The organism is Phormidesmis sp. 146-12 (assembly GCF_052939495.1).
Genome location: NZ_JBJPHS010000079.1, coordinates 1 through 12,278 on the forward strand (window position 1 = coordinate 1; position 12,278 = coordinate 12,278).

Annotated in this window: 13 protein-coding genes; 7 read left to right on the top strand and 6 right to left on the bottom strand. The window is 48.9% G+C overall.

What is annotated here, in order from left to right; genetic code table 11:
* Nucleotides 1–294: 294 nt before the first annotated feature.
* The 4 genes from ACKFKF_RS25445 to ACKFKF_RS25460 form a co-directional block, all read right to left on the bottom strand.
* Nucleotides 295–606 (bottom strand): hypothetical protein, encoded by a 312-nt coding sequence (locus ACKFKF_RS25445; RefSeq protein ID WP_446861852.1) that lies wholly within the window; start codon nt 604–606, stop codon nt 295–297.
* Entirely contained in the window at nt 593–886 is a 294-nt protein-coding gene (locus ACKFKF_RS25450) for a BrnT family toxin (protein WP_446861851.1), read from the bottom strand. Before ACKFKF_RS25450 ends, ACKFKF_RS25445 begins: the two co-directional genes overlap by 14 nt.
* Nucleotides 887–1,004: 118 nt before the next feature.
* A complete protein-coding gene (locus ACKFKF_RS25455) occupies nt 1,005–1,325 on the bottom strand; it encodes a type II toxin-antitoxin system RelE/ParE family toxin (RefSeq protein ID WP_446861850.1) in 321 nt (106 codons plus the stop codon).
* Nucleotides 1,322–1,576: a ribbon-helix-helix domain-containing protein gene (locus ACKFKF_RS25460; protein WP_446870238.1), complete on the bottom strand. Its 255-nt coding sequence runs from the start codon at nt 1,574–1,576 to the stop codon at nt 1,322–1,324. Before ACKFKF_RS25460 ends, ACKFKF_RS25455 begins: the two co-directional genes overlap by 4 nt.
* Nucleotides 1,577–1,663: 87 nt before the next feature.
* Between ACKFKF_RS25460 and ACKFKF_RS25465 the strand changes: the two genes are divergently transcribed.
* From ACKFKF_RS25465 to ACKFKF_RS25475, 3 genes are all read left to right on the top strand, one after another.
* Nucleotides 1,664–1,801 (top strand): hypothetical protein, encoded by a 138-nt coding sequence (locus ACKFKF_RS25465; RefSeq protein ID WP_446861848.1) that lies wholly within the window; start codon nt 1,664–1,666, stop codon nt 1,799–1,801.
* A gap of 325 nt (nt 1,802–2,126) precedes the next feature.
* Nucleotides 2,127–4,760 carry an ATP-dependent chaperone ClpB gene (gene clpB, locus ACKFKF_RS25470; RefSeq protein ID WP_446861847.1) on the top strand — a complete coding sequence of 878 codons (2,634 nt, stop codon included), beginning with the start codon at nt 2,127–2,129 and terminating at the stop codon, nt 4,758–4,760.
* 238 nt (nt 4,761–4,998) lie between these two features.
* Entirely contained in the window at nt 4,999–5,730 is a 732-nt protein-coding gene (locus ACKFKF_RS25475) for a hypothetical protein (RefSeq protein ID WP_446870239.1), read from the top strand.
* Between the two features lie 390 nt (nt 5,731–6,120).
* Here the strand turns inward: ACKFKF_RS25475 and ACKFKF_RS25480 are convergent, their stop codons facing one another.
* Entirely contained in the window at nt 6,121–6,339 is a 219-nt protein-coding gene (locus ACKFKF_RS25480; protein ID WP_446870240.1) for a hypothetical protein, read from the bottom strand.
* A 112-nt stretch (nt 6,340–6,451) separates the two neighbouring features.
* Between ACKFKF_RS25480 and ACKFKF_RS25485 the strand changes: the two genes are divergently transcribed.
* From ACKFKF_RS25485 to ACKFKF_RS25495, 3 genes are all read left to right on the top strand, one after another.
* Complete coding sequence (locus ACKFKF_RS25485) at nt 6,452–6,967, top strand: hypothetical protein (RefSeq protein WP_446861845.1); 516 nt, start codon at nt 6,452–6,454, stop codon at nt 6,965–6,967.
* 364 nt (nt 6,968–7,331) lie between these two features.
* Nucleotides 7,332–8,747 carry a hypothetical protein gene (locus ACKFKF_RS25490; protein WP_446870241.1) on the top strand — a complete coding sequence of 472 codons (1,416 nt, stop codon included), beginning with the start codon at nt 7,332–7,334 and terminating at the stop codon, nt 8,745–8,747.
* Nucleotides 8,748–9,076: 329 nt separating this feature from the next.
* The gene (locus tag ACKFKF_RS25495) at nt 9,077–10,837 is read left to right on the top strand and encodes a DUF3352 domain-containing protein (RefSeq protein WP_446870242.1); all 1,761 of its coding nucleotides are present in this window, start codon (nt 9,077–9,079) and stop codon (nt 10,835–10,837) included.
* A 78-nt stretch (nt 10,838–10,915) separates the two neighbouring features.
* Here ACKFKF_RS25495 and ACKFKF_RS25500 read toward each other — a convergent pair whose 3' ends face one another.
* The gene (locus ACKFKF_RS25500) at nt 10,916–11,347 is read right to left on the bottom strand and encodes a pentapeptide repeat-containing protein (protein WP_446870243.1); all 432 of its coding nucleotides are present in this window, start codon (nt 11,345–11,347) and stop codon (nt 10,916–10,918) included.
* A 464-nt stretch (nt 11,348–11,811) separates the two neighbouring features.
* Here ACKFKF_RS25500 and ACKFKF_RS25505 point away from each other — a divergent pair, with 464 nt between their 5' ends.
* A complete protein-coding gene (locus ACKFKF_RS25505; protein WP_446870244.1) occupies nt 11,812–12,240 on the top strand; it encodes a hypothetical protein in 429 nt (142 codons plus the stop codon).
* Nucleotides 12,241–12,278: the final 38 nt, after the last annotated feature.

The window sequence follows — 12,278 nt, forward strand, 5'->3', positions numbered from 1 at the left end:
GACCTCAAACCCAGGAGTAGTCTCGCTTGTAAATTCTCGGAAAGGTCTAATTGTTTCCAGTAAGCCCAGTAAGCTTTGTACAATTTGCATACAGCTATCGATTTAGTGCGTCTTTTTTCTGATCAGCACCCTAAGGGATCGATAGCTTTCTTGTCCATCCCCTCAACTAAAAACCGTCCGAACCATTGCACCAAGGGAGCTTTTGGCTAAGTAAGTACTACGGATTGAGGAATGTAGCTATTTGCCTCATAGCCCAAAAATTCAAGGCAGCACCGAGGCGATTTTGAGGTGTATTTACTTTGCCTCTAGTGAAATTTCCTGCAAGATTTGAGTAACCTCGTCTTCTGAATAGTTATGCCTTGCCAAAACCTTTGCAGTCGAAGCTAGCACTTGATTGGTAAACAATTGACTCAGATCCTGACGCAAACATTTGCCAACATAGAGCTTGATTAAGGCTTCTAATGACATATCTCGCTGTGCTGCTACCTTTCTAAGCGATGCCAGCGTATCTTTCGGGATTTGGATAGAAACTGCTTCAGAATCGCGCGGATGCACCCGCAACACCAAATCTTCTTCTGATACTAGGTTTTCATCAAGACTGCTCATATAACCTCCGCTCAATACGAGTGGCAACACGGGCTGAGATCATTCTAATTCTTTTCCCCCGCTCAAGATGAATCACAAGCAGGAGCCGTTCAGCCAGAGAATATCCTAAAGCAAATTCTCGTTCCTCAGACTTTGCTGATGCATCACCAACGACGTGAAAGGGATCGAGGAAAACCTCTGCCGCCTCCTCAAAGGTTACTCCATGCTTCTCAAAATTGCGTTGGGCTTTGGTTTCATTCCACTCAAACTCAAACCCCTCCAGGCGATACGTAATGTTCATGCCTCAATTCTCTCTGTTCCCACCAACCAGCCGTTGCTTCCACTCGCTCTCCCATAACAATACAGCGAATCAAACGGCGATCGCTGTTCCAGAATCCACTCCACGAGGCGATCGCGGCTTACCCCTCTCCTTCCAAAATGCTGCTGATGTCTTGTGTGGCGTACAGAATTCTCACAACTTCGATCGCATCATCCCGTTCAAAGTAAAAAACCAGGTATTTCCTGAAATCCTTCACTGCCCATTTCCGTAATCCTTGTAAGCGAGGATCTTCGACGGAGTAAAGACTGCCTATTCCTGGCATTCTGGCAAGTTGGGCGATCGTAGATCTTGCCGAGTCAAAGAATTTCAAGGCTGCTTCAAAGTTATTCTCAGCAATGTAGGCAAAGTGATCGTCTAAATCCTGGCTTGCCTTCGGTCTGATGATATTTCGCTTGGTCATGCATCCGACTGTTGAAAACGTTCAACTAATTGAGTACGCTTTTGTTCCCACCAATCATCCGTCGTCTCCACTGGCTCCCCGCTCTCTAGACCCTCAAGCAATAAGGATTCAATTTGCTCTTGCTGGGTGATACGCTTTTGCTCCCGCAAAATTAGATGATAGACGTACTCATTGGTGGAGTTGAAGCCTGCGGCGATTGCTTGCTCCTCTACAAAAGTTTGAACCTGGTCTGGAAGAGAGATGTTCATCATTCACTAACAACCTCAAACCGTGGATTTTCTGCTTTTAGAATAGCTAAAAACACGGCTCGACTCGGCTCAGAAGTGATCAATCAAAAAATGATTCGACTGCTCGCACTGGCAAAAGAAACCAGTCAGCCTTTGGTCGCTCCTTGTTCTAACGACGATCGCCTCGAAATCAACAACATGAATTCGATGGAGTTTTTTCGCTTCGTTATTGAGCGCTTCGCTCCCTAAATCCCCCATTCTGAGGAACCTTGAATCAGCACAATTTCTTTGAACTCTGGAATTTCTTTGGTCAAAGTCCCCCAATTTTGGGGGATTTAGGGGGCTGAAGGCGATTCTAACGAAGCGAGTCCCTCTTATCAAATTCACGTTAAAGCAAATTCAAAGTTGAGTGGGGCAAGGAGCGAGACAAACTTCTTGCCTGTTCGTTTTTTAAACCACTTGAGCGGACGGCCAACGCGATCGCGAATTGCTCACCGCTAACAGCAAACAGCCAACAGCTAAAAGCTACAATGGAGTGTCTAGAGGCAGCTTTACAAAGATTTACTACGAGAACATGCAACCTACTGATCCGAGCAAATTTACAGACAAAGCATGGGAGGCGATCGTCCAGGCACAGGATGTAGTTCGTCGTTATCAACACCAAAATCTAGAAGTCGAACATCTAATCACCAGCTTGCTCGAACAAAAAGACGGTCTGGCTAACAAAATTTTGACCAAAGCAGGCATAGAAGTGCAGCGGTTTGGTCAGCAGATCGAAGACTTCACCAAACGTCAGCCCAGAGTCGGCAGTAGTGAACAGCTTTTTTTGGGACGCTATCTTGATACGATGCTCGATCGCTCCGAAGCTGCCCGCAATACCTGGCAAGACGAATTCATCTCAGTCGAACATTTCCTGATCGGATTTGCCAACGATCCCCGATTGGGAGTGCGGCTATTTCGAGGCTTTAACCTGGACACAGCCAGACTCGAAGCGGCGATCAAGGACGTTAGAGGCAGTCAGAAAGTCACCGATCAAAGTCCCGAATCTCGCTATGCGGCCCTGGAGAAATTTGGGCAAGACCTGACCGAGAAAGCTAAAGCAGGCAAGATCGATCCTGTGATTGGTCGCGATGAAGAAATTCGCCGGGTGATTCAAGTGCTCTCTCGGCGCACCAAAAATAATCCTGTGTTGATTGGTGAACCGGGCGTAGGGAAGACGGCGATCGCCGAAGGATTAGCCCAACGCATCATTCACGGAGACGTGCCCGAATCGCTCAAAAATCGCATTCTCATCTCGCTGGACATGGGATCGCTGATTGCAGGCGCAAAATATCGCGGCGAATTTGAAGATCGGCTGCGATCGGTGCTCAAAGAAGTGATCAACTCTGACGGGCAAATCGTCTTATTTATTGACGAACTGCATACCGTTGTCGGAGCAGGAGCCACCCAGGGCAACATGGACGCAGGCAACCTGCTCAAACCCATGCTGGCACGGGGCGAACTGCGCTGTATCGGAGCCACCACACTGGACGAATATCGCAAACACATCGAAAAAGATGCCGCCTTAGAGCGTCGATTTCAGCAGGTGTTAGTCGAAGAACCCACCGTCGAAAACACGATCTCGATTCTGCGCGGACTCAAGGGCCGCTACGAAGTTCACCATAAAGTGACGATTACTGATTCGGCTCTGGTCGCCGCCGCTACGCTGTCTTATCGCTACATTGCCGATCGTTTCCTCCCCGACAAAGCGATCGATCTGGTAGACGAAGCGGCCGCCAAACTCAAGATGGAAATCACCTCCAAACCTGCGCCATTAGAAGCGATCGAGCGTCGCCTCCAGCAGTTAGAAATGGAGAAAATTTCCCTCGAAACTGAAAGCAAGCGCACCAACATTGCCGCCAACTTTAGCGCCTCGGCCCGCGATCGCTTAGAGCGAGTCAACCAGGAAATCAAAGAGTTATCCGATAAGCAGAGTACTCTCAACTCCAACTGGCAAAAAGAAAAAGATTTGCTGGATGCGGTCAACGCGCTGAAAGCCGAAGAAGAAGACCTGGGTCGTCAAATCGACAAAGCGCAGCGAGAAACCAACCTCGAAAAAGCAGCCGAGTTGCAATATGGACGCTTGCCCAAACTATTGAGCGAACTCGAAGAAAAAGAGGCTCACCTGGCCGCCATGCAGTCTGGAGGCGGGGCACTCTTGCGCGAACAAGTCACCGAAGCAGACATCGCCGAGATTGTCGCCAAATGGACAGGCATTCCCGTCAATCGCCTCATGGAGTCAGAGCGCCAAAAACTACTGACCCTAGAAAGCCACCTGCACCAGCGAGTCATTGGACAACAAGACGCAGTAGAAGCGGTTTCGGCAGCCATTCGTCGGGCCCGATCGGGCATGAAAGATCCCGGCCGTCCGATCGGTTCCTTTTTGTTTATGGGGCCGACTGGCGTAGGCAAAACTGAACTGGCGAAAGCTCTGGCGCAGTTTCTCTTTGACGCGGACGATGCAATGGTGCGCCTGGACATGTCGGAATATATGGACAAAAGCTCGGTCATGCGCGTGATTGGGGCGCCTCCAGGCTATATTGGCTACGAAGAAGGCGGCCAGCTTGCCGAAGCGATTCGTCGCAAACCCTACTCGGTGGTGCTGTTGGATGAAGTCGAAAAAGCTCACCCTGACGTATTCAACATTTTGCTGCAAGTGTTGGATGACGGACGAATCACCGACTCTCAAGGGAGAACGATCGACTTCAGCAATACCGTCGTCGTCATGACCAGCAACATTGGCAGCGAACACATTCTGGATATTTCTGGCGACGATTCCAAATATGAGGAGATGCAAACGCGGGTGATGAATGCGCTGCAAAAGCACTTTCGTCCAGAGTTTCTCAACCGCATTGACGATACGATTCTCTTCCATCCGCTGAGTCGGACTGAGTTGGGTCAGATCGTTGTTCTCCAACTGCGGCGCATTCAAGGCATGTTGTCTGACCAAAAAATTGCGCTGGAAATCACGGAACCTGCCCGAAACTATATTGCGGATGCGGGCTACGACCCGACCTATGGAGCGCGTCCCCTCAAACGGGCCATTCAGCGTCAGATCCAAAACCCGATCGCCACCAAGCTGCTAGAAAACGCCTTTGTCGAAGGAGATACGATCGTGATTGACTTTGCAGACGATGCCCTGACCTTCACTAAAAAATCGTCTGCTTGATGCGGATTCAGTATCGGTCTTGGGGCCCGTCGATCAAGGTTTAAATAAATTTCTCATGAAGGGCATTTTTTCAGACGAGAGAAGCTTTAACGATTCGTTTGCGACAAAATCTTCTCCTTTTGGGGGATGCTCTTGAGAATAATCTAAATATTTGTTAAGTTTCTTAAAGAGTCCATTTGCGACCCTTTGCGGGTAGCTCAAAGAGATCGTTCACCTTATTCTTGTTTGGGCATCCATCATGTCTCAGTCATCTCGTTTGAAAATTCGCCCCTCGCCCGACGTTGAACAGGTGCTGACATCGCTCACATCGGAGACTGCGGATCTAAAAAGCCAACTGCAAGGTCAAGACAAGTTAGTCAAGGCTTTAGAGCGGCGAGTTGCCCGATCGCTCGACTCGATTCAATCCCATTTGGGACAACTCGACCAGTCTTTTCACAATGACCCCGACTGGCAAAAAACTTTATCGTCAATGGCGGGTGATTTGCACCAATTAGGCGATCTGCTGTCCGATGCGACTTTGCTGCAAAAAATAGAAGCCGGAAAAGTGACAGTGCAGCTAGAAGCGATCGACCTGCCTTTACTATTAGATTCTTTAACTCGACATTTATTGGTCGGGCGATCGGGCGTGGCACCTCGTCTGATTTGCAAAATTCCAACTCAATTACCGTTAGTTCTCGCTGATCCTGAACATACAGAAGCGATACTGATGGATCTTTTGGGACGAGCGCTCAAGTATTCTCAACCTGATTCGACGATCAGTTTAGAAGTCAGTTGCTCTGAGTTGTGGGCTGCGATCGAGATTGTCGCCGAGCGATTTGCTCCGGTTGGTCAGCAAGATTTTGCCCCAGAAATTGCCCTTTGCTGCAAGCGAGTCGAGATGCAAAACGGACAAGTTAGCTGTCGAGTGCGATCGGCTAGCTCCACCTCCATTGCTATCAGCCTACCCGTCTCCAACTCAGGGCAGCACTGACCACAAAAGAACTTTGGATTTTTGAGTCTAAAGTCCAAGGTCTTTACAGCCTTCGTAGCGCTAATTTAGCTCGATAAGACAGAAGCCTCACGTCCATAATCTCTGATTTGGCGTGAGATGAATGGCGCGTAAATTGCGGTGCGATATCTGAACAATGTCCAACGAGAGAAGATATCAGCACGGCAATTTACAAACTCCTATGCAAGAGGTTAGACTGTCTGGGTTGGTAAAGCCGCCATCCCGAATGCCTGCAACCACTAGAACCAGCATAGTCGGGGAATGTCCTAACCCAAGAGTACGAGACTCAACAAACTGGGCGGAGTGACGCGAGTCGGGAAGCTGAAAAGCCTACCGCATCAAAACAAACAATTAATACTCTGCGGTGGGTCATCACGTGGAGTCTAAATAACGCTCGTGGAGGCGATAGGGGTTGCCCAGCCGTTGAACCGAGTAGCCGAAAGTTTGGAAGCCCACACCACAATCTTTGATTTGGCGTGTGGTAGGCAGGCTAGTAGGATATGTCACAGCATTGGTATTCTTGAGTCGTTTCCCTACTTTGCAATGCCTGAAATACACTTCACTTTTGGTAGAGCCAAGAGAGGAAGTCATCGATCGCACGATTGGCGGAGAATTCACCGAGACATTACATCGATCGTCACACGGTTCTTAAAGTCTTTATGTAAATCGAGCCATGTTTGAGTAGACATTTGACTCAATTTATATGCTCAAAATATTCCTGGGAGTTTCCGCGATCGCAGCCGTTGCCCTACTCCCCTTTCAAGCCTCTGCCAAACAGCCTGATTATGACTGCTACATGCAGACAAACTCCAAACAAATTATTGATTTGACACGATCGGTGTGTGGGTTTAATGCCGAAAAAGCTTCAAAAGCGGTCAAACAAGACGCTGCTTATCTCGCTGACATTAGAAAAATGATGAAAGGTCAAGCCGATCCTACGCTGATTGCAATGGTAGAAACCAATCCATCCTTATTTCTTGAGGCTGCAACTACCTACTGTGAAGCGCGACAGTCTGGTATCTCAGAAGGACAGTTTATGGAACGTCAATACATGCAGGCGTATGAGTCTCTGGAAGCCTATTCTCCCGCTGGTGCAAATCGACAAGAATATGAGCAGAGCCAGCAACAATTTCAACTCAAACTGGTTTCTCTCTCGATCGCAACCTCATTAGCCCCTAAGCACTACTGTCCTCAAGTCGCCTCTCGCTCCATCCGTTAGTTTGTTGATCACAAAATCAGGGACACGACCGTTCACCAACTTGTTAAAGTCAGACCTAACGAAACGTCAGTTCGATGAACGCTTCGCTTCGCTTTTAGATCCAGGAACGCCCCCTAAATCCCCCACGAGTGAGGGACTTTGAACCAGAATTCCTCTCTTAAAGTCCCCCAAAACTGGAGAGTTGGGGGGCAGAAGCGGTGAACAACGAAGCGAAAAAACTCTCATCGAATTCACGTTAACGAAGTACCCGAAAAACAGCTAATTCATCCCGAATACTTTTCCCGTCGGGGATTAAATTGATTTACACTGAATACCGTTTCAAGAATTGTCTGTCAGACAAGCTGCAAAGCGGGACTTCGGCACTATGGCTCCTTCTGTACCAATCAAGGCATCGCGCCGTAAGAATCTGTGGTTTGAACGACTGATGGCGATCATAGCCACGACTAATCTAGCTCTAGTTGCGTTTGATCTCTCCTATGTTCCGTGGCGCGATTTTTGGTTTCGGCGGGTTCCGGTGGTGACTCAGTGGTACGACCCAATTAAAGGAATTGAGCCTCACCGAGATACCGTTGCCTATCTTGAAAATGTCGATGCATTAGAGCAAGCGTTATCACAAGGAGGATTGCAGAGCGATCAAGGTCAACAACGTCTGAGAGAATTGCGCGATCGCAGTAACGACATCATTCAAAATAACCCTTTTCAAGCGGCCAACAAAAGCGGCACGTTTGAGAAAATCAAAAATCGAATGCGAGAGCAGGTTTTTAACCAACGTCGGGGTGAATCTTCTCGCAAAGCCTTTGAGACGTTTTGGAGCGTCGATTTTTTGACTCAAAGAGGCGTTGCTAACGAACTGCAATTCTTTGATCGCGAGATTCGTCCCTTGATGGCGGTCAACTACTACCGAACGATCGGCGAAAATGGCGACTACACCGAGCGGTTTTGGATCATTGATGCGCCGTTTGTCATTCTGTTTGGGCTGGAGTTTTTGGCGCGATCGTTCTATCTCAGCCGCAAGTATCGAAGTCTGAGTTGGCTAGATGCGATGCTCTGGCGCTGGTATGACGTGTTTTTGCTGATTCCGTTTTGGCGCTGGCTGCGGGTGATTCCGGTGGCAATGCGTCTCGAACAGGCAGGTCTGGTCAGTTGGGAGCGAATTCGCACACAGGCAAGTCAGGGTTTTATCGCCAACATTTCGGAAGAACTGGCCGAAGTTGTGGTCGTACAGGTGATCGATCGCATTCAGGTGTCGATCGCGCGCGGGGAATTTGCTCGATGGGTAGCTCAAACCGCGTCTCGTCCCTATGTTGACCTCAATCAGCGCGACGAAATTCAAGAACTCACCAGCCACATTCTCAAACTGACTGTTTACAACGTGTTGCCCAAAGTCAAACCCGAACTAGAAGCGCTCCTGCGTCACAATGTAGAAGCCATTCTCAGTCAATCACCTGCCTATCAAGCCCTAAAAATGGTGCCTCTAGTGGGAGAGGTGCCCAAGCAGATCAACGATCGCCTGGTTACAGAAGTCACCGAAGGAGCCTATGGCGCGATCGTTACAGCGCTAGAAGATAAAGCAGGTGCCGACTTGTTGAATCGGTTAGTTAAAAAGTTTGGTGAAACCCTCGTCTCAGAAGTGAGAGATCAGCGATCGCTTCAAGAACTCCAGTCTTTGGCGACAGATTTGCTTGAAGAAATCAAAGTCAACTATGTCAAGCGAGTTTCGGCAGAAGATATCGAAGGATTTTTGGAAGAGGCTCGCCAGATTCGCAAGATTCAACGATAGCCATTTCAGGTAGGCTGTCCCCTATGACCATCGCTAAATCCCCCACGAGCGAGGGACTTTTGTTCGCTACGTCTATTGCTTCACGGTTTGAAGAACCGATCGGTCTCTCTGCCTGGTTAAACCATTCCTCTTTCAGCAACGCCCATTTCCTGACGAGCCTCTTAGCTACAGTCTTTTAGCTGCTGTGCGGGTCAATCAACTTCCTTCGTCCACAAATTCGTGATCGCCCGGAACCTTGTGCTGAAATAATGAGGCTGGGTAGATTGGTCAAACTTTGAAACACTGCCGATCTGACTCCACGAACTGATCCGTTTTGTCTGGACTGACCCATGAAGCTTCGTTCATTTTTCTATCTGCTGGGAACGATCGCCGCTGGCTTGCTGTTGACGGGCACGATCGGCGTTGTCTGGCTATTTGCTCAAAGTCCGCTAGGGTTGCTCAAAGGCGGCCCAGAAACTACGCCGTCGGCTGTAATCTTTGTGCCCAAGCAGGCTCCTGTGATGGCCTCGTTGATGGTCAACCCTGATCGCTTAGAATCCCTTCGGCTCTTAACCGCAAAACCGCAAGACCGCAAGCAGGCGAGATCGGAGTGGAACCAGTTTCAGCAAAGCATTCTTGGTACGTCTGGCTTGGACTACTCGCAAGACATCAAACCCTGGCTAGGCAACGAGATCACGCTGGCTGTGACGACATTAGACAGCGATCGCGACCCCGACAACGGACAACAACCCGGATACTTACTCGCCGTCACCACCAAAGATGCCGAACGATCGCGCGAATTTCTGCAAATCCTCTGGCAAAAACGAGCGATCGCTGGCACAGAGCTAGTCTTTGAGCAATACAAAGGCACCAAGCTAATTTACAGTCGCGATTCAGAAGCAGCCCAACAAACCCTCCCAAAAATCTCCGGCAGTCAAAAAAATTCTCCTCACGCCTCACGCCTCACGCCTCACCCCTCTTTTGCCAGCGCCGTCGTCGGAAACCGCTTTGTCTTATTTGCCAATCGTCCTAAAGTGCTGCGGGATGCGATCAATAACGTTCAGGCGATCGAGCTAGGGTTGGGCAGTTCGGCAGACTATCAGAAAGCGATCGCTCATCTCAAACAAGGCAGAATCGGCATCGCTTTTTTAAATTTTCCTCAGTTGTCTAGCTGGGCTGGCAAACCAGTCGCCGAGGATGCTGTCGGATATGAAAGTCTAGCGATCGCGCTGGGAGTCGATCGTCAAGGCTTGATCGCAGAAACCGCGTTGCAAACCGATGGACAGGGCGCTCATTCTGCGGCACTTTCTCAACCTGTGGGCGCACTCCAATACATTCCAGACAGTCCGCTCTCTGCGTCCGGCACCGATCTAGCGCAACTGTGGAACGACCTGTCGCGGGGCGTTTCTAGCTATCCCGATCTGGCGAAATGGATCAACCAGCCGATCGACGCGCTTCAACAACAGTGGAAACTGAACTTGCCAGAAGATATTTTTAGCTGGGTTAAGGGCGAATATGCGCTGGGATTGGTGCCCGGAGGAGAGAGGAGAGAGGAGAGAGGAGTGAAAAGTGAGGAAGAGAAAGGGCTGAATTGGGTGTTTGTGGCGGATAAGTCTACTGAGAAGGCAGAAGGAGCGATCGCTCATCTAGACGATATTGCCAAGCAGCAGGGGGTGAGTGTTGGGTCGCTGCCACTGGGCGATCAGACCGTTAACGTTTGGACTCGGCTTTCTACATCAGATTTGACCAAACCAGGACAGAAGGCCGTCGAAGCTAAAGTGACTGGAGTCCATGCCGCTGTCGGTAACTACGAGATTTTTGCCCCATCGGTCGAAGTGCTGAGTGACCTGCTCAAAGCTCCAAAAAATCCCATTACTCAAACCAAAAAATTTGGGGACGCGATCGCCCCCTTCTCAAAACCTAACAATGGCTATTTGTTTATCGATTGGGAGCAAGCGCAGCCAATTTTAGAAAATCGCTTCCCCTTGTTCAAAGTGGTAGAACTGGCAGGACAACCATTTTTAGAACATCTACGATCGCTCACCGTCAGCAGCTATGGCAGCGAATCAGGAATCCAAAGAGGCAGCATTTTTGTGAAGTTGGAGGGCTAGGGAACGACATTAGACCAGAGACACCACGCTGAATATGCTTCTTTGTTCATAGTCCAAGTCTATAGTCCAGAGTCTTTCTTACTCTCCCCCAACGTTAATGCCGCTTCCAAATACTTCTGCATTCTGAATGTTTGCACCCGTGAGAACTGCCCCAGAGGTGTTGGCGTTGTAGAGTCTTGCGTTAGCTAGATTTGCGTCCGTCATGATGGCGTAATCCAGGCTGGCATTGGTCATAAATGCATTCGTCAGATTCGCGTTCTTAAGGTTTGCACCTGTCAAATCTGCCCCCTCTAGATTGGCACCGCTCAAATTTGCACCCTGTAGGTTTGCGTTCCGCAGATCTGCACCCAAAAGATGTACACCGCTCAGGTTGACTCCTGCCAAATTGCACCCGGAACATTCACCCGTTTCGAGCAGTCTTCTCACTTGGTCAGGGTTTTCGGCTCTCGCAGGAAGTGCCACACAGATGGCTGTCAGCAAAGCAAAAATCCCGATCGTGTTGACTTTCATTTTCTTCATCCTCCAGAGTGTTCGGAGCGATTCAATCTTGCGTGTCTATCAAGGGTGGACTTGAATCTCTCAGTAGATCCAAGAGCTTTTACGTGAATTCCGCAAATTGGTCTCAAACCGATTCAGATAGTCATATTTAACTCAAAAATTTAGCGACAACCGTCGTCCGTAGAGAAGAACTCTGGTCAGTCAATGGGCTGATTTGGAAACCGATCTCTTCGAGTTACCCACAAGAGGTCACTTTCAGTCGTAGCGGGGGCGATCAGTTCTTTCACTCCTCTCACAATTCTATTTTCGCAGTTTTGAGTGAAAGCAGATTAATGCGAATTAGAAGTTTACTAAGGGGGGAGCAATCGTCATTTCTACAAGCCGTTTCTAAACCTGCTAGAAAAACGCTCTACAGTCTTTTAATGTTAGTTAACATAAGTTAAACTGATTTAACATATTGAAGTTAGGAACCGACGATGACTGGATTTCTTCGTGGACTGTTTGGTGGCAAAGATAAATCTGACTCAGAACCAAAAGCAGACACCCCTAAACCCGCAAAACAAAAACCAATTCCCGCTCCCAAAAACTCCAGTGCTTTCTTTCTAGACGCAAACGAGGCACAAACCTACGGCGATTTAGACTACATGCGGGCTTCCAAAAAGGTCAAACGTACTTTTCCTAAAACCGTCGATCAGCCCGATGAAATGGAGCTTGTCCAGGAAGTCTCCGCCACCAAGCGCATCGTCGAAAACGGCAAACAAGTCACCGTACCCAACTCAGTCGTGATGCCCCAAAACGCTCAACAGCCTGTAATCGAAGTCAAAAAGGATGAAAGCGTCGATCGTCGCAAAGCTGACTCAAGCATGGATATGTTCCGCAATATGGCGCGAGATATTCGTAAGTAGAAGGGATGAGGGATGAGGGATGAGGGATGAGTCAGGGT